Origin of the sequence: Micromonospora sp. D93 (assembly GCF_018070365.1) — a bacterium.
Lineage (GTDB): Bacteria > Actinomycetota > Actinomycetes > Mycobacteriales > Micromonosporaceae > Micromonospora > Micromonospora ureilytica.
This window is the reverse complement of the sequence record NZ_JAGPXW010000002.1, coordinates 425,836-452,753: the sequence shown is the minus strand read 5'-3', so window position 1 is coordinate 452,753 and position 26,918 is coordinate 425,836. Positions and strand designations below refer to the sequence as shown.

General features: G+C 69.7%; 23 protein-coding genes and 1 pseudogene. 15 read left to right on the top strand and 9 right to left on the bottom strand.

All coding sequences use genetic code 11. From position 1 onward, the window contains the following. Positions 1–82 precede the first annotated feature (82 nt). From KBX71_RS04265 to KBX71_RS04255, 3 genes are all read left to right on the top strand, one after another. Positions 83–571, top strand: coding sequence for an SRPBCC domain-containing protein (locus KBX71_RS04265; protein WP_210816608.1), 489 nt, complete (start codon positions 83–85; stop codon positions 569–571). 309 nt (positions 572–880) lie between these two features. Next, entirely contained in the window at positions 881–1,891 is a 1,011-nt protein-coding gene (locus KBX71_RS04260; RefSeq protein ID WP_210816607.1) for a mechanosensitive ion channel family protein, read from the top strand. An 83-nt stretch (positions 1,892–1,974) separates the two neighbouring features. Beyond that, the gene (locus KBX71_RS04255) at positions 1,975–2,661 is read left to right on the top strand and encodes a DUF1345 domain-containing protein (RefSeq protein WP_210816606.1); all 687 of its coding nucleotides are present in this window, start codon (positions 1,975–1,977) and stop codon (positions 2,659–2,661) included. Between the two features lie 65 nt (positions 2,662–2,726). Here the strand turns inward: KBX71_RS04255 and KBX71_RS04250 are convergent, their stop codons facing one another. The 3 genes from KBX71_RS04250 to KBX71_RS04240 form a co-directional block, all read right to left on the bottom strand. Further along, positions 2,727–3,575 (bottom strand): hypothetical protein, encoded by an 849-nt coding sequence (locus KBX71_RS04250; protein ID WP_210816605.1) that lies wholly within the window; start codon positions 3,573–3,575, stop codon positions 2,727–2,729. Between the two features lie 223 nt (positions 3,576–3,798). Then, the gene (locus tag KBX71_RS04245) at positions 3,799–4,428 is read right to left on the bottom strand and encodes a TMEM175 family protein (protein WP_307846954.1); all 630 of its coding nucleotides are present in this window, start codon (positions 4,426–4,428) and stop codon (positions 3,799–3,801) included. Between the two features lie 149 nt (positions 4,429–4,577). Then, on the bottom strand, positions 4,578–5,159 hold the full coding sequence (locus KBX71_RS04240) for a type 1 glutamine amidotransferase domain-containing protein (protein ID WP_210816603.1): 582 nt from the start codon (positions 5,157–5,159) through the stop codon (positions 4,578–4,580). Between the two features lie 231 nt (positions 5,160–5,390). Between KBX71_RS04240 and KBX71_RS04235 the strand changes: the two genes are divergently transcribed. The 3 genes from KBX71_RS04235 to KBX71_RS04225 all read left to right on the top strand — a co-directional run bounded on the left by KBX71_RS04235 (position 5,391) and on the right by KBX71_RS04225 (position 8,051). Further along, complete coding sequence (locus KBX71_RS04235) at positions 5,391–6,233, top strand: aldo/keto reductase (protein ID WP_210816602.1); 843 nt, start codon at positions 5,391–5,393, stop codon at positions 6,231–6,233. A 298-nt stretch (positions 6,234–6,531) separates the two neighbouring features. Next, positions 6,532–6,879: a hypothetical protein gene (locus tag KBX71_RS04230; RefSeq protein ID WP_210816601.1), complete on the top strand. Its 348-nt coding sequence runs from the start codon at positions 6,532–6,534 to the stop codon at positions 6,877–6,879. Next, on the top strand, positions 6,876–8,051 hold the full coding sequence (locus KBX71_RS04225; protein WP_210816600.1) for a zinc-dependent alcohol dehydrogenase: 1,176 nt from the start codon (positions 6,876–6,878) through the stop codon (positions 8,049–8,051). The genes KBX71_RS04230 and KBX71_RS04225 overlap by 4 nt, the downstream gene beginning before the upstream one ends. 6 nt (positions 8,052–8,057) lie before the next feature. On the opposite strand, the gene KBX71_RS04220 is transcribed toward KBX71_RS04225, so the two are convergent. From KBX71_RS04220 to KBX71_RS04210, 3 genes are all read right to left on the bottom strand, one after another. After that, the gene (locus tag KBX71_RS04220; protein ID WP_210816599.1) at positions 8,058–9,170 is read right to left on the bottom strand and encodes a hypothetical protein; all 1,113 of its coding nucleotides are present in this window, start codon (positions 9,168–9,170) and stop codon (positions 8,058–8,060) included. 218 nt (positions 9,171–9,388) lie between these two features. Further along, positions 9,389–9,994: a lytic polysaccharide monooxygenase gene (locus KBX71_RS04215; protein WP_167493076.1), complete on the bottom strand. Its 606-nt coding sequence runs from the start codon at positions 9,992–9,994 to the stop codon at positions 9,389–9,391. 277 nt (positions 9,995–10,271) lie between these two features. After that, positions 10,272–10,850 carry a hypothetical protein gene (locus KBX71_RS04210; RefSeq protein ID WP_210816598.1) on the bottom strand — a complete coding sequence of 193 codons (579 nt, stop codon included), beginning with the start codon at positions 10,848–10,850 and terminating at the stop codon, positions 10,272–10,274. A 478-nt stretch (positions 10,851–11,328) separates the two neighbouring features. On the opposite strand from KBX71_RS04210, the gene KBX71_RS04205 reads away from it, so the two are divergent. The 5 genes from KBX71_RS04205 (at position 11,329) to KBX71_RS04185 (ending at position 18,293) form a co-directional block, all read left to right on the top strand. Continuing rightward, complete coding sequence (locus tag KBX71_RS04205; RefSeq protein WP_210816597.1) at positions 11,329–11,874, top strand: carboxymuconolactone decarboxylase family protein; 546 nt, start codon at positions 11,329–11,331, stop codon at positions 11,872–11,874. A 133-nt stretch (positions 11,875–12,007) separates the two neighbouring features. Then, positions 12,008–14,605 (top strand): class III lanthionine synthetase LanKC, encoded by a 2,598-nt coding sequence (gene lanKC / locus KBX71_RS04200; protein WP_210816596.1) that lies wholly within the window; start codon positions 12,008–12,010, stop codon positions 14,603–14,605. A gap of 5 nt (positions 14,606–14,610) precedes the next feature. Further along, complete coding sequence (locus KBX71_RS04195; RefSeq protein ID WP_013734295.1) at positions 14,611–14,730, top strand: SapB/AmfS family lanthipeptide; 120 nt, start codon at positions 14,611–14,613, stop codon at positions 14,728–14,730. A gap of 72 nt (positions 14,731–14,802) precedes the next feature. After that, positions 14,803–16,530 (top strand): ABC transporter ATP-binding protein, encoded by a 1,728-nt coding sequence (locus tag KBX71_RS04190; protein ID WP_210816595.1) that lies wholly within the window; start codon positions 14,803–14,805, stop codon positions 16,528–16,530. Further along, positions 16,527–18,293, top strand: coding sequence for an ATP-binding cassette domain-containing protein (locus tag KBX71_RS04185; RefSeq protein ID WP_210816594.1), 1,767 nt, complete (start codon positions 16,527–16,529; stop codon positions 18,291–18,293). Before KBX71_RS04190 ends, KBX71_RS04185 begins: the two co-directional genes overlap by 4 nt. Before the next feature lie 12 nt (positions 18,294–18,305). On the opposite strand, the gene KBX71_RS04180 is transcribed toward KBX71_RS04185, so the two are convergent. Both KBX71_RS04180 and KBX71_RS34500 read right to left on the bottom strand, forming a co-directional pair. Beyond that, positions 18,306–18,890 carry a response regulator transcription factor gene (locus KBX71_RS04180; protein ID WP_124820977.1) on the bottom strand — a complete coding sequence of 195 codons (585 nt, stop codon included), beginning with the start codon at positions 18,888–18,890 and terminating at the stop codon, positions 18,306–18,308. 121 nt (positions 18,891–19,011) lie between these two features. Beyond that, entirely contained in the window at positions 19,012–19,620 is a 609-nt protein-coding gene (locus KBX71_RS34500; RefSeq protein WP_210816593.1) for a response regulator transcription factor, read from the bottom strand. 1,671 nt (positions 19,621–21,291) lie between these two features. On the opposite strand from KBX71_RS34500, the gene KBX71_RS04170 reads away from it, so the two are divergent. From KBX71_RS04170 to KBX71_RS04155, 4 genes are all read left to right on the top strand, one after another. Further along, the gene (locus KBX71_RS04170; RefSeq protein WP_210816592.1) at positions 21,292–23,487 is read left to right on the top strand and encodes an EAL domain-containing protein; all 2,196 of its coding nucleotides are present in this window, start codon (positions 21,292–21,294) and stop codon (positions 23,485–23,487) included. Between the two features lie 326 nt (positions 23,488–23,813). Next, positions 23,814–24,203 (top strand): GntR family transcriptional regulator, encoded by a 390-nt coding sequence (locus KBX71_RS04165; protein ID WP_196925917.1) that lies wholly within the window; start codon positions 23,814–23,816, stop codon positions 24,201–24,203. Next, entirely contained in the window at positions 24,200–25,081 is an 882-nt protein-coding gene (locus KBX71_RS04160) for an ABC transporter ATP-binding protein (protein ID WP_210816591.1), read from the top strand. The genes KBX71_RS04165 and KBX71_RS04160 overlap by 4 nt, the downstream gene beginning before the upstream one ends. Further along, entirely contained in the window at positions 25,078–26,094 is a 1,017-nt protein-coding gene (locus KBX71_RS04155; RefSeq protein ID WP_210816590.1) for an ABC transporter permease subunit, read from the top strand. The genes KBX71_RS04160 and KBX71_RS04155 overlap by 4 nt, the downstream gene beginning before the upstream one ends. Before the next feature lie 67 nt (positions 26,095–26,161). On the opposite strand, the pseudogene KBX71_RS04150 reads toward KBX71_RS04155, so the two are convergent. Continuing rightward, a pseudogene (locus KBX71_RS04150) lies at positions 26,162–26,882 on the bottom strand (hypothetical protein). Positions 26,883–26,918 lie beyond the last annotated feature (36 nt).

Below are 26,918 nucleotides of genomic sequence, written 5' to 3'. Positions count from 1 at the left end.
TTAAACCCGCTGGGCGCGCGTTTCTTACTGATCGTAACTGGCGTGCGGCCACCCGTCGTGGCCGTGACAGCGGGAGGCACACATGGTCCGACACGACACGTTCACGATCTCGCGGCACCTCGACGTGCCGCCGGGCGAGGTCTTCACGGCGTTCGCCGACACCGCGATCAGGCGGCGATGGTTCCGGCTTCCCGGCAGCGCAGGCTCGTACGAGCACGACTTCCGGGTGGGCGGTGGTGAGACGGCGCGCAGCACCTTCACCGGGCTGGACACGGTGCCCGAGCAGTTGGAGTACCGGTCGCGGTACATCGACATCACGGGTGCCCACGGGCTCGTCTACGGATACGAGGCTCTCGTCGACGGCGAACTGCGATGGACGTCGCTGGTCACCGTTCGGCTCGACGTCGAGGCGGACGGTACCCGCCTGGTATGGACCGAACAGGTGACGTTTGTCCAGTACGAGGGCGACGGCAGCGCGGACCTGGCGCACCTGCGCGGCGGGAGCGTGCTGCGGTTGAACGGCCTCGACGCGGCTCTGCAATCTGCACGTCGGAGTCAGCAACAGCGGTAAGAGAGCCGCGTCACCAGGCCCAGGTGCCGGGGCTGGTATTGGTTACCAGGACGCCGATGCCGTAGTCGCTGATAATCACGGCGGCGTAGCGGTCTCAATCCCCCGACTCGGACCCGGCGTCGACCGGCCGGGATGAGGTCAGAATAAGGGGGCGAAAGTGTCCTCGGGGCGAAATCGGATGCGGCGCTGACCGTCAGCGGTTGTTTGCCAACTTCGCCGTCCATCACCAAGTCGGATGGCACCCTGGGCACGTGGACTGGGCAGGGAGCCCGGGGAAGCTGGCGTCGGGATTACGGTGAGCGGCCTCTGATGCGTACCGCGTTGATCGTAGTAGCCACGCTGGCGGCGGCGGTGGTCGTGGACCTGATCTCTGGCCTGCTGGTGCGCCGCGTTGCCCATGGCCGTTACCAGTGGCTGCTGGAGCCGATGCGGCACGCCTGCCGCCGCCCGGCGGCGGCGGTCCTGCTGGCCGGGGCGCTGAACTACGCGCTGCCGTTGAGACCGGCCGGATGGCAGGGTCATCTGCGACACGTCGTCCTGGTGGCCCTGGTCGTGTCCGGGGCATGGCTGGTGATTAGGGCGTTGCACGTCGCCGAGGCGGTCGCGTTCAGCCGACTACCGGGCGACGCGGTCAGCAGCCGCCGGGTCCGGCGGGCTCGGACCCAGATCCGTCCCGTGCGGCGGCTCACCGTCGCCGTGGTCACGATCGTCGCGATCGGCCTGATCCTGATCACCTTCCGGCCGGTACGCCTCTTCGGCGTCTCCGTCCTGACGTCGGCGGGAGTGGTCGGCGCGTTGATCGGCCTGTCCGCCCGTACCGCGCTCGGCAACGCGTTCGCCGGTGTCCAAGTCGCCTTCGCCGACGGTTTGCACGTCGGCGACGTGCTGGTGGTCGACGGCGAATGGGGCCGGGTCGAGGAGGTGAAGCTGACCAACGTGGTGATCCGGCTCTGGGACGAGCGGATGCTCATCCTGCCGACCACGTACTTCACCGAGCGGCCGTTCCAGAACTGGACCCGGAACGAGTCCCGGGTCGTCGGCAAAGTCCAGATTCATGTCGACCACACCGCCGACCTGGACGACCTGCGCCGGGAGGCTCGCCGGCTGGTCGAGTCCTCGCCGCTGTGGGACCGCGGCCAGTGGGTGCTCCAGATGGTCGACTCCACCCCGCAGACGGTGGTCATCCAGGTGCAGGCCTCGGCCGCCGACGGCGCCAGCGCCTGGGACCTGCGCTGCGACCTGCGCGAGGGACTGGTGGGCTACCTGCGCGACCACCATCCCCAGTGGTTGCCCCGCACCCGCGGTCAGTATCAGCCCTGAACCGGCGGGTCCGTTGGGAGTCCAGCGGGTTCTCGCCAGGATATTCACGACCTGATCCGGTAATCGCTTCGGGTATTCCCTACATGATCCGTTCGAACTGGAACGCTGATCAAGTGGAGCAGCATTCGGGACGGCCGGCGCGGGGACGACTGCTGTCGGTCAGGCGTGCCCTGTGGTCGTTAGCCGTCGGTGTCGTCGCAGGGGTCGCCACCGCGCTGATCGGTGCGCCGGAGTTGACGCCGCTGGTGATCTGGACGTTCGCGGCGGGGGCGATCCTCGTCTGGGTGTGGCGGGCCTGCTGGTCGGCGAGCCCAAGGCGTACCGAGCAGCTTGCCGAGGCGGAGCAGCAATCCAGTTCCACCGATGCGGCGATCCTGATCGCGTCCGCCATCAGCCTCGCCGCCGTGGCCGAGGCGCTCGTCCGCGCCTCGAACCAGCAGGACATGGTGGCTGTCACGCTGGTGATCCTCAGCGTCGTCGCGGTGGTCCTGGCGTGGGCGCTGGTGAATACGGTCTTCGCGTTCAAGTACGCCCGGCTGTACTACCGCGACGATGGCGGCATCGACTTCAAGCGGGAAGAGCCGCCGGCGTACTCCGACTTCGCGTACATAGCCTTCACGGTCGGCATGTCCTACGCCCCGGGGGAGAACGAACCGACAAGCAACCGCGTGCGCCGGGTCGCGCTCGGGCATGCGCTGCTCTCCTACACCTTCGGAACTGGCATTCTGGCCGTCGCCGTCAACCTGGTCACCAACCTGGGCCAATCATGACCCCGCTGAGGATGCGGCGGCGTGACGTGGCCAGCTGCTATGCCACCACCAACGGCAGACGTCGATCAGCCCTGCGGCTGCTGCCCCTGCGGCCCTGCCAGCCGCGTCGTGACCTGCCTCAGCGGCCGACTGCTGTGGACTGTCTTCTTCATCCGTTGCCACGCCGCTCGGGCCGGAGACCCGCCCAGCACGGTGCCGAGACCCTCCACAGCGCCGCCAGCCGCCGTCCCTTTGTTCTGAGCCAGTTGCTGGGTGGTCTGCCCGAGCTGCTGCGTCGCCTGTCCGAGTTGTTGACCGAACTGCTGGGTGGCCTGCTGCAGCGTCTGCGACAGCGGCCCATTCGGCCCCAGCGCTTCCTGCGCTGTCTGCCCGACCTGGTTCACCGCCGTGTCCACCGTCTTCACCACCGACTCGATGATCTGAGGGTTGCGCTCGATTGTGCGGAGGGCGCTGTCGAGAATGCCCCGGAGCTCGTCAAGTCGCACCTCGAGCATCGCCTCTGCCTCGACGCCCCTGATGTCGATCTTCACCGTGCCCAGATGCGCCTGAACGCCCACGTCGAGCTGGAGCAGGCTGCCCAGCCGGGCTCGCAGGGAAACAGAGGCGTCCAGATTGTCGACCTCGACATTGATCTGCTCGACCTTGATCTGCGGAATCTGGAGGACGACGTCCGGGTCCGACATCGTCTTGCTGCTGTGCCCGCCAGCCGGCTGAGGAAGACCGCGCTCACCACTCTTCGGGACGACAGGGCGTTCGCCGGGCTTGGCACCGGTTGGCCCGCCAGCTGTACCGCCGTTCTGGCCCCGGCGGGCGGATTCCGCGCCTTCCTCGGCGTCGCGCTGCTGATCAACCTGCTCACGCGGTTGCGCGGGCGACTCCCGTGCGCCCGTGTTCCGACTCTCCGGTTCGGTCATCCCGCACTCCTCGGGCCTCGCCTGGCATGCGAACCGGATAGGAACGCACCATCGGTATGTGGCGCCGATCCTCGGCCCACCCCCTCGGACCCGGTCGCGTCTACCCGTGGCGCCAACGCATCAAACGGCAACGAACTCGCTGTAGTTCACCTCGGATCCCCTCTCGAACCGGATTGCGGCGGGTACCCGCCCCGACCGGGGAGAAACGGCGGTTCCCCCGCCCTCAGGGTGGCGGGGGAGGGTGGCGGGTGATCCGTCGGGTCACCCGCAGCTGGTACAGGCCGGCGCTGGTGATCGCGTAGAAGATGGGCAGGAGAACGAAAATGACCAGGCCGATCAAGGGAGCCACCAGGTAGCCGACTATCCCCGCGAGGACGTACAGGACGACTCCGGCGATGGCCCGGACCCGCTCCACGGCAAAGAAGTCGTCCTTCGCCTGGTCCTTCAGCAGATCGGGGTTCCGGGCCAGGTAGTGGTAGAACGCCAGCCACGTCACGCACAGCAACGCGCCGATCGCTGCGTAGAAGGCGATGGCCACACGCTGGTCAGTGTTGTTGTGTTCCTGCAGGGCGTGCGAGACGACGCTTGTCGGAAACGGCAGCAGCGCCGTGCTGAACAGCACGAACAGGTTCATCCAGTGCAGGCCGCGATCGACCTGCCGAATGCGGTTGAACGCCGCCTTGTGGTTGAGCCAGACGACGGCCACATATGAGTAGGACGCGAGATACGCGACGTACGAGGGCCACTGGTTGAGTAGGCCAGACAGGATGCGGCCAGGAGGAACGTCCGGCACCCGGAGGTCCAGGACCAGCAACGTGATGATGATGGCGAAGATGGCGTCGCTGAACGCCACGGCGCGGCTGGTGTCCGACCGAGTGCCTAGCTCTGCGTCTGGCCCGCTCACCGATTGCGCCTACCCAGGGCCGTCTGCGGCAAACAGCCGGGACGGCCGCCGAGACGGGCTCAGGACCGGCCTGATGCCCCGGCCCTGAGCCCCATCGGTCAGGCCGTCGCCATCTGGCGGACGTCCTCACCCTGGGCGAACTCCTCGACCATCTTCGCGCAGAAGGCCGGAAGGTCGCTGGGGCTGCGGCTGGTGACAAGGCCGTTGTCGACCTGCACCTGTTGGTCGACCCAGTTCCCGCCGGCGTTGCGGATGTCGGTGCGGAGGCTGGGGAACGACGTGAGGGTCCGGCCATTGACCATGCCGGTCTCGACGAGAGACCACGGGCCGTGGCAGATCGCCGCCACCGGCTTCTGTTGCTGGAAGAACGCCCGCACGAAGTCCATCGCCTGCGGGTTCATCCGGAGCCGGTCGGGGTTGACCGTCCCGCCCGGCAGCAACAGGGCGTCGTAGTCGGCCGCGTCGACGTCGTTCACGGTCCGGTCGACTCGATAGTGATTGGCAGGGTTGATGTCCTGGTTCATCGACTGGATCTCGCCGGATTGCAACGAGATCAGGTGGACCTCGGCTCCCGCCTGCTCCGCGGCGGCTCGGGTCCGCGTGTATTCCACGTCCTCCACTCCGTCGGCGGCGAGGCAAGCGACTCGCTTGCCGGTCAGTGGCTGCTGGCTCTGCGCCATTTCTGCGGCCTCCCCTTCGTGGCGCCGCCAAGTCGGCGGCGCGTCGCTAGATCGCGGTCGCCTTCCCGGTGGGGGAACCGGGAAACTGGGCAGCGCGGTCCGACCGAGGGCGGACAATCGGGAAACTGCCCGCTGCACACCGACTGCCTGCGGGGAGAGAGCCGCGCTACGCGTGTGCAGCCCCTCGCGGCGGGTAACCCAGACCACCCACTGTTAATCGGAGAGGTCGACATGACCCTGCCTGCCGACGCCATCGAGCTACCGTCCGGCCAGACCATGCCCGTACTCGGCCAGGGCACCTGGTATCTCGGCGAGCGCCCCGCGCGGCGACGAGACGAGATGACCGCCCTGCGCACCGGGCTCGACCTGGGCATGACGATGATCGACACTGCCGAGATGTATGGTGACGGCGCTTCCGAGGAACTCGTCGGCGAGGCGATCGTCGGACGACGCGCCGACGTCTTTCTTGTCGACAAGGTGCTGCCGTCCAACGCCAGCCGACGGGGAACCGTAGAGGCTTGCCGCCGCAGCCTGCAACGACTCGGCGTCGACCACATCGACCTCTACCTGCTGCACTGGCGCGGCACGCATCCACTCGCGGAGACGATCGAGGCGTTCGCCGAACTCGTCGACGCCGGTGACATCGGACAGTGGGGCGTGAGCAACTTCGATCTTGGGGACATGACCGAACTGCTTGAGGCCGGCGGAAGCGCCTGCGCGACCAATCAGATCCTGTACAACCTCACCCGCCGCGGTCCCGAGTACGACCTCCTACCGTGGCTACGCGAGCATCGAATTCCGGTGATGGCGTACTCGCCGATCGAGCAGGGTCGACTGCTCGGCCACCCCCAGGTCGCGGAGGCCGCCGCCCGGCACGAGGCCACGCCCGCTCAGGTCGCGCTGGCCTGGCTGCTACGGCAGCAGATGGTCGCGGCCATCCCCCGATCGTCCAAGCCAGAACACACCCGGGAAAACGCCGAAGCGCGCGACGTGCAGCTGACCGAGGAGGACGTGGCGGCACTCGACACGGCGTTCCCGCCACCGACCGGCCCGCAACCGCTGGAAATGCTGTAGGGGCCTGCGACAGTTTCGGCGGGAGCCACCTGACCAGCGGAAGCTCGCTCACTGTCAGAATCGCCCCGGCGCCGTCGCCCTTTATGAAAGGGTTTGCTCAGAAGGCTGCCAATTAACGACGGCACCCACACGAGCAGATGACGCGACAGGGGCGGACATGAGGTGGCTGATCGGCGGAGCGGTCGTGGTTGCCGGCGGGATGGTCGCGCGGCGCCTGCTCGGCGGGACTGACCAGGGTGACGGCCATTGGCAACGAAGCCAGAAGACTAGGCGCCGGCCGCGGTGGCACGTGGCGACGGTGAACGGACCAGCCGACGCCGTCGCTCCCGGCGGACAGCTCCCCGAGCCGCTGGCGGGCCTTGGCGACGCCGTCGAGGTCCAGCTCCGGCCCGCCCCCGGCGATCGGGGGACAGAGATCGCGGTACGGCTGCGCGATGGTTCCCGACTGCCTGTTGCCGCCGCTGCTCGACGAGCCACCGGCCGAGATCCGGAGCAGGCGATCCGGGCTGCCCTGCGAGAGTCGAAGCAGCTCATCGAGACCGCCGAGGTCCTCCACCCCGACTATCCACCCACCACTGAGCCGACTCCGATGAACAAACCACTGCGGATGGCCACCCGTGAGGGTCGGCGGGAGGGACGACTGTGAAGGCGCTGGTCTGGGAGGGAGCCAACGAGCTCGCGGTGCGGCAGGTTCCGGACCCGCAACTTCGCAACGAACAGGACATCATTGTCCGCGTCCGTCGGACCGTGACCTGTGGTTCGGACCTGCACCTGCTCGGCGGGTACATCCCGTTCATGGAACGTGGCGATGTCCTCGGGCACGAGTTCCTTGGCGATGTCGTCGAGGTCGGTCCGCAGGTACGCAACCACAAGGTAGGCGACCGGGTCGTCGTCTGTTCGTTCGTCTCCTGCGGCAAGTGCTGGTACTGCCAGCAAAAACAGTTCTCGCTGTGCGACAACGGAAACACGAACCCGATGATCACCGAGAACGTCTGGGGCGCGGCGCCCGGAGGCTGCTACGGCTACTCTCACGCACTCGGCGGCTTCGCCGGCAGCCACGCCGAATATATCCGCGTTCCCTACGCCGACCAGGGCGCCTTCGCCGTCCCGGACGAGGTGAGCGACGAACGCGCCCTGTTCGCCTCCGACGCCGCGCCGACCGGCTGGATGGGCGCCGACCTCGCCGGGGTCAAACCGGGCGATGTCGTGGCGGTGTGGGGCGCTGGTGGGGTAGGGCAGATGGCGGCCCGCGCCGCCGTGCTGCTCGGTGCCGATCGGGTGATCGTGATCGACCGACTCGACAACCGGCTCCAGATGGCCCAGACGCATCTCGGCGTCGAGACGCTGAACTACGAACAGCAGGACGTCAGCGGCGAGTTGCTGGAACGTAGTGGCGGTCGAGGCCCGGACGTGTGCATCGAGGCGGTCGGTATGGAGTCGCACAGCAGCGGTCCGCAATTCCTCTACGACCAGGTCAAGCAGCAGTTGCGGATCGAGTCCGACCGTCCGATTGCTGCCCGGGAGGCGATCTACAACTGCCGCAAGGGCGGCAGTGTGTTCATCTTGGGCGTGTTCGCCGGCTTGGTGGACAAGTTCCCGCTCGGAGCGGTGATGAACAAGGGGCTGACTCTGCGCGGCGCACAGCAGCACGGACAGCGCTACATTCCCATGCTGCTGGAGCGGATGGCCCGCGGCGAGTTGGTCACCGAACATCTCGCGACGCACACCATGTCACTGGACGAAGCGCCGCGCGGCTACGAGATGTTCAAGCAGAAAATCGACGGCTGCGTTCGGGCGGTCTTCCAGCCCACCAGCTGACCGCGGTCACCGCGCGTCTTTCTCGTCCCGCCAGCCGCCGGGTTCGGGATGGTAGCCGTAGGCGGCAGCCCGGACCGTTTCCTCGTTCTCCAGCCCGGAGCCGATCGCGCCGCCCACCGTGGCCAGCGAGCTGGTGATCCAGGCGAGCGTCAGATAGTCGGTGAAGCTGAGCGGTCGCTGCAGGGTCTGTTCGAGCACTGATGTGTCGATCAGCAGCGCACCGACAAGCACCGTTCCCACGAACAGCACCACGTAGGACACCGCCGTGGCCAGCGTGAGGGTGAGGACCGTACCCAGGTTGAACAGCCGAGCCAGCTCAGCCGGTGTGTCATGGTCTGGTTTCTCCCACAGGTCATGCGCGACGATCAACCAGGCCACCAACGCGGTCAGCCCGAGCAGCATGATCACGGCGAGCCGGAGTCCGCCGAGCGCATCGCCCATCTGCCAGATGGTGTCCGTGGTGAGCGCAAACGCGGCCGTGCCGAACGCACCGACCAGCAGCTTGGACAGACCCAGCAGGGCGCGCCCCGGGCGGTTGGCGCGGACCATGCCGGTCAACAGCCGTACCCGGCCGATCAGCCCCGAGGCGACGTAGCGGTGCTCACCGGGGTCGGCCTCGCCGACCTCTCGCTGGACGGCGGGCATCCGGCTTGCCATCTCGGCTGATGCCCGCTCGATCGGCGGCACCCGCTGGTCGGAAGCGTCGGTCAGCAGTCGGCTCACCAGATCCGGCACGGCCGCACGGGCTGCTCGCAGCTGGTGCAGTCCCAGCGCGGGCAGCGACACCATCGCGACTTGGCGCCGGGCGGAGGTCTGCGCGACCAACGGCACCCGCTCGGCGTGCAGGGGCAGGTCGGTCAGGCAGATCGCGATGTCCCACTTGTCGCTCATGCGCCGTCGAGCGACATCGTCGAGCAGTGCCTCGACGCCGCCGTCGCGTCGCGGCGCCACCTCGCCCCAGCCTTCCCGAACGGTCCACCGCACATCCGCGCTCACCTGCTCAGCGAGCCGGCCGGCCAGCTCGGTGGTGAGCCGCGCGGCCACCCGGGCGGGGTGGTCCGGTGGGGTCGCCACGAGTCCGACGACGATCTCCGGGAGGTGCTGCCCACTGTGCGACACCGGTGCTCCTCCAGCCGGGCTCGATGCGTCCGTCGTGCTTCCTCGTGATGAATCCGCTCGGTGCTGAGCCATGGCCTTGCTGGTGTCCACATCCTCGCAGACCGTTCCGACCCTCAAGGCCGGTTTGTGCCGCGGGCGGAGTGCTACCGGAAGAACACTTCGGCCCAGGACGCGAACGCCCTGGGCCGAAGTAGTGCTGCAGCTGTCGGTCCTGCCGATCAGGTGACGTTGATGTCGCTGCACCACATGTAGGTCTGGTCCAGGTGCGACGCCCTCCAGAGCACGAACAGGATGTGGTTTCCGCTGCGGGACGGGAGCGAGACGTTGAACGAGATGTTCTGCGTCGGCGCGTAGCGCCCGGTCGTCGTGATCAGGTCGAGGTTGCCCCACCCGAGCTTCTGGGTGGCGGGGTTGAACCCCTGCTTGGTGACGTAGACCTGGAAGTAGTCAGCGCCGTGGCTGGCCTGGTCGTACAGCTGGACCGTGAGGTTGCGGCTGACGGTGGTGGTCTTCCACGCCCCGGGCTGGTTCACGCTGTCGTTCCTGGACAGGGCGTTGCTGCACAGTTGACCGTCCGGGGTGCGAGCCTGGTACTGGCCGCCGAGGCCGTCCCGCAGCTGGCTCATCCAGTTCCACATGGTGTCGGGGTTGGCCTGGAAGGCCCGCCAACACATGGGGTCCTGCTGCTGCATGGCTGGGTTCATGTGCTGGTTGCCCCAGGCCTTCCAGCACTGGTAGGCGCGACTCATCGGGTTGATGATCGTGCCGTGCGCCTGGGCTGCCCCGGTGAAGGGCAGCATGCCGGCCACGATGGCGAACACCATGACGAACGCTCGCAGGGACCGACGGACGGGTGACCGGGATCGTCCGCCGGATCGATCGGACTTGAGTGAACGCACTGTTCATCCTCCGCTCTTCGAGACTAAAGATCTGAATGGGAACGCTCCCAAGCCAACTGTTGCATCTATCAGCTTAAATATCAACGTTTATCGATCTATGCTATCTATGGTCGGATGTGGATCGAGCTGACCGGGGTGTCCGCAGCCGCCCGGTTCGGATCCGGGTACGGGTAACGACCACGCCACCGGCCGCCGGGCATGGTCAGAGGCCGGCTGCGGCGTCGTACCGGCGGCGCTGGTCTGCCATCTCCGACTGGGTCAGCGCCTCCTTGAGCGCCAGCTCCGCGTACTTCGGCGGGAGCATCTGCCGGACCCGGTCGGTGAACATGACTTCCTCGGTCGCCTCGACCACCTGGATGCCCGGAGGCTCGGTGGACATGTCCATGATCACGGGACCGGCCAGTTTGACCGCCACGTCCCAGGGGCGCTTCTGTTCGGCGACCCCGCAGAGGTGGAAGCCGTAGACCGTCTGCACGTCGGCGAGCACGGTGGCCTCGCTCGGCTCGTAGCCGTAGACCTGGACCCCGCAGATCACTGCCGGCTTCTCCGTGGTGGCCGCCTGCTGCGCACCGTGTCCGGCGTGGTTGTGCTGCCCCGGGTCCGCCTGTTCGAGGGTGGTGCGCATTCGGGCCGTAATCTGCGTTCGCAGGTCCTCCGGCTTCGCCTCCGGGTCGGCCCGATTGACCAGTACGAGCGCGCCGGCCGACACCACCAGCAGGATCACCGCCACCCACACGAAACGGTTTCGGTACCACCCCGCGAGACTCTCTCGGGAAATCATTATTGCTTCTCACCTCGTCGCCGGTTCTGGTGTGCTGGCAGGCCGAATCGGACGCCCCGGCGGGTCAGGCGTCGAGTGCGTCGTCCGTCGGAGACACGTGCCGGGGGGGGGTATTGCCTACGGCAGGCGGGGATGGTTGCCCGGAGAAACGCCCGTCGTCGTAGAGGTGGCCCGGCGATCCGGCAGGCGAGCGTCCGCCAAGGCGGCGCGCTGCCGGCGCTGCGATGCTCCCGTGCTGGCCGTTCCCAGCGCGGTTGCCCCCGCGCTGCGGCGATATGAGCCATTCCAACACGTCTGGGCCGGCTCTGCAACATCGATGAGCGTCAGCGTGGGTTTGGCTCGGCCCACCAGCCGCCTTCGTCGCGCACGAGTGCTCACCGCCGCACCGCCGCCAGTCTCCCCGAACGGATCCGCGGCGAGCGCATCTGGGATCGGATATGGTCCGGTGCACCCGATTTGCCGCTTCTGAGGGGGAAATATGAGTCGCTTGCCCTATGTGAACCCCGCCGATGCCCCAGCGCCGGTCCGCGACGCGTTGCAGGCCGCCCGTCCCCTGAACTTCTTCCGCGTCATGGCCAACGCCGAGACGGCGTTTCCGGACTGGATGCGCTGGGGCGGCACGCTGCTCACGGACCTGGCCCTCGACCCGCTGCTGCGCGAAATCGCGATCCTGCGAGTCGCCCAGTTGAGCGACATCAAATATGAGTGGGTTCAGCACGAGCCAATCGCCCGCTCCGTCGGCGCCACGGACGAGATGATCCACGCGCTCGGGCGCGACGAGATCGGAGACGACTGTTTCACGTCAGACCAGCGGATCGTCCTGCGTTTCACCACCGATGTCGTCCGCGACGTCCGCCCGCCCGACGACAGCACCGCCGCACTGACCGGGCTGCTCCCCCCGCGCGAGGTGGTCGAACTCCTGATGGTGATCGGGCAGTACATGATGATCGCCCGTGTCGCCGCGGTAGCGGACCTGGACGTCGACGAGCCGATGGGCGCCGCCGTCTACGGTGCGCGGGCCTGACTTATGTCATGAGTACCTGTGCGCCCTGCATCGAAGGTCGTGACTAAGCGCACTGGAGCCCGCCGCGTCCTGTGGATGAGACTCGATTCGACGCCGGAACAAGAGCCGGCCGAGTTCGAGGGGCGGCGGGACGGTGGACGAACGTTACGACAGCTACTGCGCCGCGGACCGGCTGTTCTACGACTCGCTCGGCAGCGCCGTCGCGCAGCCCGTCTTCCCGGCCGCCGAGCGGCCGATGCCGACCGGCTGGCGCCGCGAGCCGCTCGACGACTGGCTGATCTACGCGCCCGACGGTGGCTCGCTGCCCCAGCAGGGCTGGAAGATTCATGTGTCGGCGGGTCTGGAGAACGCCGAGCGGGTGCTGGACGCGGTCTGGAACTACTGCGTCCCCCGCGGCCTGTCCTTCAAGTTTCTGCGCGGGCCGCGCACGCTGCTGCTCCGCAACTCCAAGTACGCCACCCGGGCCGCCAGCGGCAAGTTCATCACTGTCTATCCCCGCGACGACGCGGAGCTGGAGCTGGCCTGCAAGGAACTCGACGAACTGCTCACCGGCGAGCCCGGGCCGTACATCCTCAGTGATCTCCGCTACGGCGCCGGCCCGATCTACGTGCGTTACGGCGGCTTCGCCGCCCGCTACTGCCACTCTCCCGACGGCCAGGTGGTGCCGGCGATCGAGGACGACTCCGGCACGCTGGTGCCGGACCGCCGCGAGCCCGTCTTCCACGTACCGTCCTGGGTCACAGTGCCCGACTTCCTCGGCCCGCACCTGGCCGCGCGGAGCGGAACCAGCACGGACCAGGTGCCGTACCGGATCGAGCGGGTGATCCACTTTTCGAACGGCGGCGGGTTGTACGTGGGCAGGGACCTGCGCACCGACACCGCTGTGGTGCTGAAGGAGGCCCGACCGCACGCCGGCCTGGACGCCGACGGCACCGACGCCGTCGCCCGGCTGGCCCGCGAGGCGCAGGCCCTGCGGCAACTCGCCGACCTGCCGCAGGTGCCTCGGGTGCACGACGAGTTCGCGCTCGGCGAGCACCGGTTCCTCGCGCTTGAGTTCATCGAGGGCCGACCGCTGAACAAGGTGCTGGTCGACAGGTACCCGCTGATCGACGCCGACGCGACGGACGGCGACCGGGCGGCGTACGCCAGGTGGGCCCGTCAGATCTACGAGCAGGTCGAATCTGTCGTGGCGGCGATCCACGAGCGCGGTCTGGTCTACGGGGACCTGCACCTGTTCAACATCATGATCCGGCCGGACGACCGGGTCGCCCTTGTCGACTTCGAGGTGGCCGCCCCGATCGCCGGGCACCGCCGACCCGGGCTGCGCAACCAGGGCTTCGCGGCACCGAGGGACCGGACCGGCCCGGCGGTCGACAGGTACGCCCTGGCGTGCCTGCGATTGGCGCTGTTCCTGCCACTGACCCAGCTGGTCCGACTCGCCCCGGCGAAGGTGACCCACCTGGCCGACATCATCGCCGCGAACTTCCCGGTGCCGAGGTCCTTCCTCGATCCGGCGGTCGAGGAGATCACCGGTGCCCCGCGGGTCACCGTCGACCCAGCAGAGGCTCCTGGCGCGGATGACTGGCGCACCACGCGGGAGCGGCTGACGACGGCGATCGTGGCCAGCGCCACCCCGGAACGCGACGACCGGCTGTTCCCCGGCGACATCGAGCAGTTCCGCAGCGGCGGCCTCAACCTCGCCCACGGGGCGGCGGGAGTGCTGTACGCGCTCGACAAGAGCGGTGCCGGGCGGTGGCCCGAGCACGAAGACTGGCTGGTGCGGCGGGCGACAACGCCCCCGTCCGGCACCCGCTGCGGCTTCTACGACGGGCTGCACGGTGTCGCCTACGCGCTCGAGCACCTCGGACGCCGGCAGGACGCGCTGGACGTTCTCGACATCTGCCTGCGCGAACCCCTGGACGGGCTCGACCACAGCTTGGCGAGCGGCCTGTCCGGGATCGCGCTCAACCTGGCCGAGATGGCCGCGCGTACCGGGGAGGCGTCGTTGCGCGACGCCGCGTGGCGGGCCGTCGAGCAGGTGATCGGGCAGTTGGCCGAGGACCCGGGCCCGGACCTCAGCGGCGGACGCAATCCGTACGCCGGGTTGCTGCGCGGCCGGACCGGACCGGCGCTGATGCTGTTGCGGCTCTACGAGCTCGGCGGGGACGACGAGCTGTTGGAGCACGCCGCCACGGCGTTGCGTCAGGACCTGCGCCGGTGTGTGGTGCGCCCGGACGGCGCCCTGGAGGTCAATGAGGGCTGGCGCACCATGCCCTACCTGGCGCACGGCAGTGTGGGTATCGGTCTGGTCCTCGACCAGTACCTGCGCCACCGGGCCGACGACCGATTCGCCGAGGCGAGCGCGGGGGTTCGCCGCGCGGCCCGCTCACCGTTCTACGCCCAGTCCGGGCTCTTCGCCGGCCGGGCCGGCATCATCGCCTACCTCGCCGCCTCGACCGACGACGCCGACCGCCGCGAACTCCGCGCCCAACTGGACCGGCTGGCCTGGCACGCGCTGCCGTACCGGGACGGGACCGCATTCCCCGGTGAGCAACTGCTGCGGCTCTCCATGGACTTCGGCACCGGCACCGCCGGCGTGCTGTACGCGCTGGCCAGCGCGCAGCACGACCAGCCGCCGGCGCTGCCCTTCCTCGCGCCCCTGCCGGGCGCGAACAGACTCCCTCGCGACAGCGGGGGCGACCCGATCGGCGAACGGATGGAAGGGAGGTGAACGACATGGCACTTCTGGACCTCCAGGGCCTGGAGATGGCTCCGGCCGACCGCACCGGTGGCGGTAGCCGGGCGAGCCTGCTGCTCTGCGGCGACAGCTCGCTCTCCGTCACGACCTGCAACTGATCCACGCACACGTGGGGCCCTGGGTGGGTAGACGTGCCCACCCAGGGCAACCGCGTACCAACGGGAGGACCGATGCCGACGTTCGCCGTGGGGGACAGGCTGCTGCGGCAGACGGTCCTGGCGGGCGGCGGCTGGACCGCCGTACTCGCGGCGGTCGCGCTGCTCGGCGCGGCCGCCGAACTGTTGCTACCCGCGGCTCTCGGCCGCGCCGTCGACGCCGCCCTCGCCGGCGGCTCCGGCTGGTGGGCGGTGTCCGCCTGCGCCCTGGTCGTCGTCCTCATCGGCGTCGACACCCTGACGGACCTCGCCAGCGGCTTCGGTGCGGCACGCGCCACCGCCGGGCTGCGCCGGCGCCTACTGCGTCACCTGTTCGCCTTGGACGTCCGCGCCACCCGCCGGCACCCGGTGGGTGACCTCGTCGGCCGGATGGTCGGCCAGGCCGCCGACGCCGGCCAGGCCGGCAACGCAGTGGTCCTGGCCATCGTGGCGGTGCTTCCGCCGCTCGGCAGCGTCGTCGCGCTCGCCATCATCGAACCGGTCCTCGGGATGACCCTGCTCGCCGGTCTCGGCCTGCTCGCCGTCCTCATGCGCGCCTTCGTGGCCGACGCCTCGGCCGCGACCGCCGGGTACCAACGGGTGCTCGGCACCATCGCCGGCCGGCTGCTGGAGTCGCTGACCGGTGCCCGGACCATCGCCGCCGCCGGCACCACCCAGCGCGAGGAGGACCGGGTGCTGGCGGCCCTGCCGGAGCTGGACCGGCACGGCCGGCGCGCCTGGGAACTGCTGGCCCGGGCGAGTGCGCGCACCTCGGCCGTGGCGCCACTGCTGAACCTGAGCGTCATCGCGGTCGGCGGGTACGCCCTGACCACGGGCTGGCTCACGCCGGGCGAGCTGGTCGCCGCGGTCCGGTACGCGGCCATGGGCGCCGGGCTCGGTGGAGTGCTCGCCACCCTGAACCACCTGGTCCGCAGCCGCGCGGGAGCACACCGGGTCGCCGAGTTGTTGACCCAGCCCGCCACGCCGGCAGGCGATCGCCCTCTTCCACCCGGCGGCGGCGCCCTGCGACTGCGCGGGGTGTGCGTACACGCCGACGACGGCCGGCCCATCCTGGACGGCGTCGACCTGGACGTGCCGGCCGGCGCCACAGTGGCAGTCGTCGGAGCGTCCGGCGCCGGCAAGTCGACCCTGGCGGCCGTGGCGGGTCGGCTGTACGACCCCGACGGCGGTGAGGTGCGACTGGACGGCGTGCCGCTGCGGGACCTCGACGCGGCGGCGCTGCGCCGAGCCGTCGGCTACGCCTTCGACCAGCCGGTGCTGATCGGCGCGACCGTCCACGACGCGATCGGCTTGGCGCTGCCGGTCGACGTGGCGGCGCCGCCTGCCGATCGCAGCCCGGCCACGCCGGCGGTCCTCCGGGCGAGCCGGATGGCGGCGGTCGCCGACGTGATCGACCGTCTGCCCGGCGGCTACCGCACCCCGCTGGTGGACACACCGCTGTCCGGGGGCGAGACCCAACGCCTCGGCCTGGCCCGCGCGTTCGCCGCCGAGCGGCTGCTCATCCTGGACGACGCGACGTCCAGCCTCGACACCGCTACCGAACACCGGATCACCGAGGCTGTGGTCGGGCGAGCCGGGGAGCGTACCCGACTGGTGGTCACCCACCGGACCGCGGCGGCCGCGGCGGCCGACCTCGTCGCCTGGCTGGACGGCGGTCGACTGCGTGGCCTGGCGCCGCACCGGCAACTCTGGGCCGACCCGGACTACCGTGCCGTCTTCCAGCTGGCCGGGGGTGGGTCGTGAGCCGACCCGGCGTGCGCCTGGTGACCTGGCGGGCGCTGCGGGCCCGCCGGCGAGAGCTCGCCGCGCTCGGGGGCTGGTCGCTTGTCGAGTCGCTGCCCGCGCTGCTCTCCGGTTACCTGGTCGCCAGCGCCGTCGACGAGGGTTTCCTGGCCGGACGTCCTGTCAACGGCCTGGTCTGGTTGGGGGGCCTCGCCGTGGCCGTGCTGCTCGGCGCGGCGGCCACCGGTCGGACGTACCGGAGCCTCGGTGCCGTGGTCGAGCCGTTCCGCGACGAGGTGGCCGCTCAGGTGGTCCGGGGTGCTCTGCGCGACGCCACCCGGGCGGGCGGCCGCCCGGACAGCGCCGCCGTGACCCGGCTTACCCACCAGATGGAGATCGTCCGCGACACCTTCGCCGGTCTGCTGATGGTGACTCGCGGGTTCCTCTTCTCCGCTGGCGCGGCCCTGCTCGGCCTGCTCGCCCTGGCACCGGTGGTGGCGGCGCTGGCCGCCGCGCCGCTGGTCGCCGGCCTGGTCGTGTTCGTCGCCGCGCTGCCGGCGATGGTCACGCACCAGCGCGCGTACGTCCGTGCCGGTGAGCGGCTCGGCCAGTCCGCGGCGGCCGCGCTGGCCGGTCACCGCGACGTGCTGGCCTGCGGGGCCCAGACACGCGTGACGACCGACGTGGCCCGCTGGGTGTCGGCGCAGGCCGCCGCCGAACGCATGCTCGCCCGGATGGCGGCGATCCGCAGCCTCAGCCTCGGCATCGGCGGCTGGCTGCCACTGCTGGTGCTGATGGTGACCGCCCCGTGGCTGGTCGAGCGTGGTCTCACCGCCGGCGCGGTGCTGGGCGCGCTGATCTACGTCTCCACCGGGCTGCAACCCGCCCTGCACACCCTGGTGCAGGGCCTCGGCGGCGGCGGGCTCCGCTACGCGGTCACCCTGGAGAACATCCTGCGCACCTGTCCGGTGTCCGACGACAAGCGCTCGTCGGCCCCCGCAGCCCGGTCACCCCACTGCCGGCCGCCTGCCGGCCGCTCGCCAGCCGTCGAGGTCCGGGGACTGACCTTCGGCTACGGCCCGCGCGCCCGGCCCATCCTGCAGAACTTCTCGCTGACACTGGCCGACCGGGACCATCTCGCCGTGGTGGGTCCGAGCGGTGCGGGCAAGTCCACACTGGCCGCCCTGCTGGCCGGTCTGGTGCCGCCGCAGGCCGGCACGGTCCACCTGGCCGGCGCGACGGTCGCCGAGGTCGAGCCGGCCGAACTCGCCCGGATGCGAGTGCTGGTGCCCCAGGAGGCGTACGTCTTCACCGGAAGTCTCGCCGACAACCTCCGCTACCTCCGGCCGGACGCCGACGATCACACGCTGGAGGTCGCCCTCGACGCGCTCGGCGCGCGTCCCCTGGCGACCCGCCTGGGCGGTCTGGGCGCGCCGGTCGCGCCGGCAGTGCTCTCTGCCGGCGAGCGGCAGCTCATCGCGGCGGTCCGGGCCTGGCTGGCACCCGCCCCGCTGGTGGTCCTCGACGAGGCGACCTGTCACCTGGACTCCGCGCTGGAAGCGACGGTCGAGGCCGCCTTCGCCCGGCGGCCCGGCAGCCTCGTGGTGATCGCACACCGGATCAGTTCCGCGCTACGCGCCGATCGGGTGCTGGTCCTCGACGGCGACGAGCCCGTGGTGGGGACGCACGAAGAGCTGTTGATCCGCTCGGCCACCTATCGGGTGCTCGTCGGCTGCTGGGACGACTCCGTGGTGCCGCACGTGGCGTCGGCGCGGCAGGGCTGAACTCGGCGCCGGTCAGATCCAGCCCGCCTCGCCTGCCATCCGCACGGCCTCCACCCGGGTACGCGCGCCGACCTTGCGCGCGATGCGACCGAGATGGTTGCGGACGGTGCCACGGGTGAGCCCGAGCGACACGGCCACCTCCGCGACCGGCGCCCCCGCGGCCGTCAGCCGCAACACCTCCGTCTCGCGGCTGGTCAGCGGGCCGTCCGAGCGCAGCGCCGCGACGACGAGATCCGCGTCGAGCACGGGCTCCCGGCGCGCGAGCCGGCGGATTCCGTCGATGACCCGCTGGGGGGCGGCGTCGCTTCGCAGGATGCCGACCGCCCTGGTCGGGCAGAGTAGGCCGCGCAGCCGCCGGGCCCGATGCGGGTGGGCCAGCACCAGGACGGGGCACAGGCCGAGGCGGCCGGGATCGACTCCCTCGACGAAGTCGAGGTCGGCCACCATCACGTCGGGGCGTTGGGCGCGAACGGCCGCGGAGACCGCGTCGCCGCGATCCACCTCCGCCACGACACGGATGTCATCCTCGGCGGCGAGGACGAACGACAGCGCGCCCAACACCAGGGCACCGTCCAGGGCGAGCAGGGTACGGATCACGATGAGCCTTCCCGCACTCCGATAGCGATCACTCAACGTCAACATTCAAACACGCATCCAGCGGGTCCGCACGGTGACGAGGGGCGGGTCCGGACATCTCCAACCGGACCCGCCCCGACGACTACAGCCAGCCGTTACGCCGCGCGCGCGACACCGCCTCCAACCGGTTGCGAGCCCCGGTCTTGCGCAGAATCACCGACAGGTGATTGCGCACCGTCCCGTGTGCCAGGTAGAGGCGGACGGCGATCTCCTTCAGCGGCAGACCCTCGGCCGCCATTCGCAGCACGTCCATCTCCCGAGGCGTCAACGGCATCTCCGGGGGACTCAGCACCGCGACCGCCGCGGCCGGGTCGATCGCCCGCTCCCCGGCCGCGAGGGCGCGGATCGCCCGCACCAACTCCGCCAGCGGGCTGTCCTTCCCGACCAGACCGCGCGCACCGGCTGCCAGCGCCGCCTCCACCAGCGCCGGACTCCACCGAGGGCTCATCGCCAGCACGGCGGCGTGCGGCGCCTCGACGTCGATGCGGGCGACCACCTCGACCGGGTCGGGCAGCTCCGGAGTCAGCGCCAGCACCACCACCTGCGGTCGGCACCGACGGACCGCCGTCAACAGCTCGCCGACACCCTCGACGTCGGCGACCACCTCCATGTCCTCCTCGCGTGACAGCGCGGCGCAGAGCGCCCCGCGGAGCAAACCCATGTCCTCGGCGATGACAACGTGGATCACCACGTTTTCTCCGATCTCCGGTACGCGTCACGACTGCCACCGATCCCGGAACGTCCACGGGTTGGTCCGGGCGGTCGTGCGCTACAGACGGGTGGGCATCGGCCGGCGGCACCGCCACGGCGGACGGGCGCGGGCACTGATCGACCGACCAGCGGGTGGAGCGGGCCGCTCGGGCCAGCCACCGGGTCGGTCGACCCGCCTCAGCCGGGGCGGGCGATCGCAGGCGGAGTTCGGCTCTCGACCAGAAGCGGTACGAGGTCGCAGGGCTGCCCGGCACCGAAATGCGCCTGCCGGTCGAGCGGCCGGACCAGCCCCGACCCGGGCGTCGATCCATTATCGACGCCAGCGGCATCCTGGTCGCCGGGCGTGACGGGCTGACCAGGGAACACACCCCCCGCGTCCGGCGGTCCCGGGTGTGCGGCGAGGTGCCCCGTCGGGGCCGTGGCACGCGCGGGGCCGACGACGGACAGCGGCGGTGGCGCGGCCGGGGTCTGCGGCACTGCGGCGCGTACGGGGGCCAGTGCCGGTTCCGCAGGTGGTGTCGGGACTGTCGGTGGGGGAGCAGGGTCGCTCACCGGCCCGGCCGCCGGCCCGAGCACTGGGGGCACGGGCAGTGGAAGTGTCGCCGCCGGAACGGTCACCGGGCCGAGAACGGGTGGCAGAACGGCATCGGCGACACGGAGGAGCGCCACGAGGACGGGCCGAATCGGCACTGTGCTCACGATGTCGACGACGTACGGCAGGGGTGCGGTGATCAGGCCCACCACGGGTGAGACGGCCGGCGCGAGCGGCGCGGTCGGACTGGGGGCGGCGGTGGCTGGCTTTCGCGGTTGATCAGTGGCCGGCCGCGACAGGTCGACACGGTGAGCCGAACGATGAGCCGCGCGAGCTACGGAAGCCGGCCGGAGCCCTTCGCGCTCTGCCGCATCGGCTGGGACGGACGCGCCGGCCCGGGGCAGCGGTGGGTTGACGGGCGACGACGCAGCGGTCAACCGTCGAGGCTCCGTCGAGGGTGCCCTCTCGCGGGGGGCGACGACGCCACCGATGGGCTCCGCCAGCGGGGCACGGAGCTTGTCGCGGCGGCGGTCGTCGGCACCTGCGGCTCGTTGGCGGTCGTGGCGGGGGCGGTCGGCAACCGTGAGCCGTGCGACCGGCTCGATCAGGCCGCCGACCTCGCGATGAAGCGCCGCATCGGACCCGCCGCGCACGCCGTCGGCGGCGGCCGGCCCCTGAAACAGAGCGGCCACGACGAAACCGGCCCCGACGGCGGCCGCGATCAGCATCAGCCGCCGGGCGAGCCTGCGCAGCCGGCCGGCCACGAGTGGCGCGGGTCGGCCCGGCGCGGACGTCGGCGCGGTTTCGATGGCGGGACTTCGCACGCGGGTACGACCCCTTCCCCCTGGATTGCTGACCCATAGTAGCGATGCGCTCACGTAGTCGCATCCTGTGCTGTGTGCGCTTGGCAGCAGCGTGCCGTCAGGTGTTCTGCCCAGGGAGGCTGAAACATCGGCTATCAGGTGACTCTTCGGGCGGTTCCAGATTGGTCCGGGCCGGTGCCGTGACAACAATCTGACTGATTGCTCAGGGCGGCTTGTACCCCGAGTTGCCGCTAGTGTCACTCGCGGCATCGAGCTGAACTCACGCTGTCACCGCAGCGAGCGCCTTGGGGGGTTGATGGCGTCGAGTAGACGTTGGGCAGTCCTGATCGGAGTCGACCAGTGCGGCCGCGACGTTCAACTGCCACCGCTTCGGTACGCCGAGAGTGATGCTCTCGCCCTGCGGGACGTGTTGTTGGACCAGGACATCGGCACCTTCGACGACGGTGCGGTGCAGATGTTCGTCGGTCCCGACGCCACCTGGCGCGAGATCAAGCTGTTCCTGCGTGACTTGGCTCTGCGCTCCGCGCCGTCGGATGTTCTGTTCGTCTACTTCGCCGGTCATACGCTTGTCCCACAATGGAGCGACCAGCTCGACGCCTATCTGGTCACGGCCGACCTTAACCCGGGGATGCTTGCGCGCGAACCCGACAACGGGTTGCGGATGTCCTTCCTCAAGCGGGACATCTTCGACGCCTTCGCGGGTGCCTCGTTCCTGGTGCTCGACTGCTGCCACGCGGGTGTCTACGCCGATGCCGACCGACGCAACATCAAGGTTCTGCAGTCCTACGCGGAGACGGTGGACCGACCACGGCACAACGCGTTGCTCGCCTGCCCCAGCGGATCGGTGACCCGGGAGAGCGCCGAGCACGGGCACGGAACACTGACGCACCACGTCTTGCGGGCGCTGCGGGGCGGGGCGGGCGACGAGGCCGGACGGGTGTCGTTCGCGCAGATGGCGACATTCGTCGCCGAGCAGGGCATGGATCCGCCGCCGGTACACACGGCGCACGTCTACGGCGCCACCACCGTGCTGACCCAACCGCCCATGTCCCGCCACGACCGCCAAGCGCTCAGCAGCCCGGCGAACCCGGGCATCTCGCGTCCCTGCCTCAACCCACTCGAGGACCAGACAAGTTCGATCCGGCAGCTGCTGGATCGGATCTTCCGGGCGGACGTGCGTTCACCCCTCCATTCTCAGCAGAGCGAACGCGACGGACGCGTCGAGCTCATCCGGCAGGCGCTCGATGCGGAGTCGGCCGCAGTCGTCGAGTTCACGGGAAGCAGCTTCGGTGTGGTGAACCGAACGGCACGCTTCGACAAGGACAGCCTGTCGCCGATGCTGGAGACCGCGGCCGTCGACAGGGTGAAGCATCCGCGGGCTACACCAGGCTTTGTCGTCTCGCACGGGGTCGGTCGTCGGATGCTCTGCGTACCTCTCTCGTTCGCCAGCGACCGCACTCTCACCCTCGCCGTGGTCGACCCGGCACTTGCTCAGTTGGACATGGGTGAACCGCTGGCCGTCATGCTCCGCGCGGTCTGGGAGTCCGATCCGGTGGCCGATCCGCTGCAGTCGGAGATGACCGTCCTGACCGCTCTGCGTACCTCCTTCGGTCGACTACCGCTCAAGCTGTACGACGACGCCTTCGGCCTCTACCAACAGCTGGTCGGGTCGATGATCATGGTGTTTCAGCCGGTAGTTGAACTGGACAAACGCGCGACAGGCGTCAGCGTGCAGAGCTTCGAGGCCCTCGCCCGCCGCAACGACCGCGAGCTGCGCGCTCCCTGGTCCGCGCTGCGCATGGCTCACGACTGGGGCGACCGTTTCGTCGTCGAACGTGATGCCATCCTCCTGGCCAAGGCGATCCACTCCTACGCCGAGGCCGACGCTGCGTCGGGATGGCAGGGAACCAAGCCGTTGTCGGTCAACGTGGCGGTCCGCTCACTGCTCAGCGACGCGTACCTCAACCAGGTGAGCAAAGCGCTCACCGAGGCAGGGTTGCATCCCCGAACCTTGACATTGGAGATCTCCGAGCAGGATCCGATCACACCGGAGCCGGGCGAGCGGTGGCCGCAGGAGCCCCTGGTCTACTTCCACAACCGGCTGACCACGCTCGCGCGAGAGCTTCGGATCAGCTTCGCGGTCGACGACTTCGGAGTTGGCTACGCATCGCTGGCGCGGATGGCCGAGCTCCCGCTCACCCAGATCAAGGTCGACCGCGCGATCCTGCACCACCCCATGGCGTTGGAGGAACTCGCGCTCGTGGCGCGTGTCGCTCGCTATGCCAGCGACCAGGGACAGACCGGGCAGCCGAGGACGGTCATTGTCGAGGGCTTCGATGATGACGCTCCAGTAAGTCTGTACGAGATCTTCCGTTTGGGGATACATCACGTGCAGGGCTACTTCAGCGGTGCGGTCGCCTCGACCACGCTCCACGAGCTGGATCCAGCCGTGCAGGAACGGATCGCATCACTCGTGAGAGGGGAGACGTGACGAGCGTCAAGCTACTGCTACCGGCTGAGTTGAGGCGAATCTGGCCACCCTGGCCACGCTGCAGCCGCAGGCGGAGGCACTGGTCGCCGCAATCTGCAACTGGCGCCTGCGCAACCATCAGAAGCCGGTGGTGTTGACGGTCGAGGGGGCGACCATCAGCCTGCGGATCGAGCTGCCGCCCAACGTCAGCCGAGCGGCCCTGCTTCGGCAACTTGAACCACTGCTCGATGAGGAGAGATCCCATGACGCGAGGTGACGCCGTTCGGTAGCGCGCGGAGCACCCGCGGCTCTATTGTGCTAGGTAACTAGTGGAATGGGGTGGCGAGATGATCGAGTTTCACCTGGACTCACGGTCCGGGGTTGCGCCGTACATGCAGCTCATCCGACAGGTACGGCACGCGCTCCGGCTCGGGGTCCTGAACGAAGGCGACAAGCTGCCCACCGTCAAGGAGGTGGTGGCCCGGGTCGCGATCAACCCGAACACGGTGTCCAAGGCATACCGCGAGCTGGAGTACGAGGGTCTGGTCACGGCACGGCCGGGACTGGGCACGTTCGTCACCCGCACGCTGGGCGGCGACTCGCTGAGCAAGCACGAGCCGCTGCGGCAGGACCTGGCGCGCTGGCTGACCGAGGCTCGGGAGGCGGGCCTGGACGACGAGAGCATCGAGGCGCTCTTCCTCAGCAGCTTTCGGGCTTTTTCGGAGGCCCGAGCATGAATAGCGCCCTGCTCGCGGACGGTCTGACCAAGCGGTACGGGCGGCGTTCCGCACTGAAGGACTGCACTCTGGACATCGCGGCCGGCCACGTCGTGGGCCTGGTCGGGCCGAACGGCGCCGGCAAGTCCACGCTGCTGCAACTGGCCTGCGGGCTGCTCGATCCGACCGCGGGGCGGATCGAGGTGCTCGGCGTGCGGCCGGTCAGCGGGTCGCCGCAGGTCGGGTTCGTCGCGCAGGACACTCCGGTCTACGCCGGCCTGACCGTCGCTGACCACCTGCGGATGGGCGCGCACCTCAACCCGTCCTGGGACGGTGCGCTCGCCGAGCGGCGGATCGCCCAGGTCGGCCTGGACCCGGCGCAGAAGGCGGGCAAGCTCTCCGGCGGCCAGCGCGCCCAGTTGGCCCTGACCGTCGCCGCGGCCAAGCGGCCCAATCTGCTGCTGCTCGACGAGCCGGTGGCGGCACTCGACCCGCTCGCCCGGCGCAATTTCCTGCAGGGGCTGATGGAGCTGACGGCCGAGCAGGGCATGAGCGTCGTGATGTCCTCGCACCTGGTCGCCGACCTGGAACGGGTCTGCGACCACCTGATCGTGCTGGTCGCCTCGCGGGTGCGGGTGGCCGGTGACGTGGACGATCTGCTGGCCACCCACCACCGCCTGGTCGGGCAGCGGCGCGACACCGCCGACCTGGGCGCCGGGCGAGCCTTGGTCGAACAGAGCCACACCGACGTGCAGTCGACCCTGGTGGTGCGCAGCACCGCGCCGATCGTCGACCCGTCCTGGCAGGTCGACCGGCTGGACCTGGAGGACATTGTGCTGGCGTACATGAGCGGAGCCACCGGCGACGGGCCGGAACGGGTTCTGGAGGGACAGCGATGATCTGGATGACCTGGCGGCAGTTCCGCACCCCGACCCTGGCCACCGGTGGCCTGCTGCTGGTGGTCCTGGGTGGTCTGACGCTGACCTGGGCGGAGGTAACCGAGCTGGCCAAGCAGACCGGATACACCGGCTGCCAGGGCGATGCCTGCCTCGCCGCCGGCGAAGCGTTCCTCCAAGCGCTGCAACCAAAATGGGCGAACGAGTTCCACATCGCAGCCATCGCGGCCCTGTACCTGCTGCCCGCCCTGGTGGGCATCTTCTGGGGCGCGCCGCTGGTGGCCCGGGAGCTCGAGTCCGGCACGTACCGCATGGTCTTCAGCCAGTCCGTCAGCCGTGTCCGCTGGCTGCTGGTCAAGCTGGCGGTGGGCGCTGGGGCCGCAGCGCTCGGCGCCGGCCTGCTCAGCCTGGTGCTGACCGAGTGGGCGCAGCCCATCGACGGGGCCTCGGCGGACCGGATGAACCCGCTGGTGTTCGCGGCCCGGGGGATCGTCGCGATTGGCTACGCGACGCTGGCCTTCGTGGTGGGTGTCTTCACCGGCCTGGTGCTGCGGCGGACCCTCGCCGCGATGGCGGTGACCCTGCTGGTGGTCGTCGGCCTCCAGATCGCCGCGCCATTCGTGGTGCGCCCCTGGTTGGCCCAGCCGGTCACCACCGTCACCCGTCTGACGTTCGACGGTGACTTCGGGATCTCGATGAACCCCGACACCGGGCACATGACGGTCCACGTCGAGCCCGAGCGCAGGGGTGACTGGGTCGTGTCGAGCACCACGATCACCTCGACCGGAGCAGAGTTCAGCGGTCCGGCCGATGTGACCCAGTGCGGTCCGCGGGCGTCCGGTGGGCGCGAGACGTGCCAGAGATGGCTGGGGCAGCAGAACCTCAGCCTGAAGGTGACCTACGTGTCCGGCTCGAAGTTCTGGGGCCTGCAGTGGCGGGAGTTCGGCGTGCTGTTCGCGGTGGCCGTCGTGCTGTCCCTGCTCTCCCTCTGGTGGGTTCGCCGCCGACTGGTGTGACGGCACAGCCGGTGGGGGCAGGCGGAGCGCCTGCCCCCACCGGCAGGACAACGGGCCGCGGCAGGCATCAGATTGCGGCGAGTGCCTTGGTGATGTTCCACTCGGCCAGGTCGAGCATCCATCGCCGATTCGGGAAGTCGGTCTCCGCGATGCGCAGCGGACCCTCGATCAGCGACAGCACCTGCGCGTACCGGTAGAGCTCCAACCGGTCCGGGTCCAGATCGACCGGACGCAGCGCCGGATACGCCTCGCCGAAGCGCATCTGCAACCAGGCGTGCTCCCATTCCACGTCGAAGTACGTCAAACCCTCGATGTCGATCATTATCGGCTCGCCGGACGGCGCGACGAGCACGTGATCCGGTCCAAGCTCACCGTGCACCAGTGCGTACTCCTGGCGTGGCGCCACCCGGTCACGGAGATGATGCAGGCGGGCGGCGATCCGGTGATGCGCATCAGCCAGGCGCGGGGCGCGGGCCGCTGCTGCGTCAAGGTGGCCGAGCGCCCGGTACACCGGCGGCGGTGAGCGCCGCGTGGTTGGCCGCGAACAGTTCCGCGCCCGACGCGTCGGTGAACGGGTCGTCCGGGACCGCCGGCGACGGCGGCCAGTAATTCTCGCCTGCCGCCCACACATACAGAATCACGGGTTTCTGACCGTCGAGCCCAAGCCGGTAGACGCCCTTCTTGCTGCCGCCGGTCAGCCGGTGCAGGTAGGTGAGTCGGCTGTGGGAGCCGAACTGCTCCGCCACCAGGTCGTGCAACTCATCCGACTGCAGGAACGTCCGCGTCATGGTCGCCTCTCGTCGGCTCGACCGGCCATCGCCGCT